This window comes from Tsukamurella sputi (assembly GCF_007858445.1).
GTDB classification, from domain to species: Bacteria; Actinomycetota; Actinomycetes; order Mycobacteriales; family Mycobacteriaceae; genus Tsukamurella; species Tsukamurella sputi.
Genome location: NZ_VIGV01000095.1, coordinates 1 through 620, shown reverse-complemented (window position 1 = coordinate 620; position 620 = coordinate 1). Strand labels below are relative to the sequence as shown.

1 protein-coding gene is annotated in these 620 nt (G+C 63.2%); it reads left to right on the top strand.

The genetic code is table 11. The annotated features are described in order from the left end of the window. Positions 1–620, top strand: a 620-nt coding sequence (gene pyk, locus FK268_RS23315) for a pyruvate kinase (RefSeq protein ID WP_146437827.1), incomplete at both ends; no start/stop codon positions are given.

Below are 620 nucleotides of genomic sequence, written 5' to 3'. Positions count from 1 at the left end.
GGCCTGCGGGTCGTTTCGGTGGACGGCGATGACGTGGTCTGCGAGGTCACTGAGGGCGGTCCGGTCTCGAACAACAAGGGTGTTTCGTTGCCGGGGATGAATGTCTCGGTGCCGGCGTTGTCGGAGAAGGACATCGCGGATCTGGAGTTCGCGTTGGAGCTGGGGGTGGATTTCATCGCCCTGTCGTTCGTGCGTGCGCCGTCGGATATCGAGCGGGTGCATGCGGTGATGGATCGTGTGGGTCGTCGTATTCCGGTGATCGCGAAGTTGGAGAAGCCGGAGGCGATCGACAATCTCGAGGCGGTGATCCTGGCGTTCGATGCGGTGATGGTCGCCCGCGGTGACTTGGGTGTGGAGTTGCCGCTTGAGGAGGTGCCGTTGGTGCAGAAGCGGGCGATTCAGATCGCGCGGGAGAACGCCAAGCCGGTGATCGTGGCGACGCAGATGCTGGAGTCGATGATCGAGAACAGTCGCCCGACTCGTGCGGAGGCCTCGGATGTTGCGAACGCGGTGCTCGACGGTGCGGATGCGGTGATGCTCTCGGGTGAGGTCTCGGTGGGTAAGTATCCGATCGAGACGGTGCGGACGATGGCGAAGATCGTGCACGCTGTGGAGGAGGG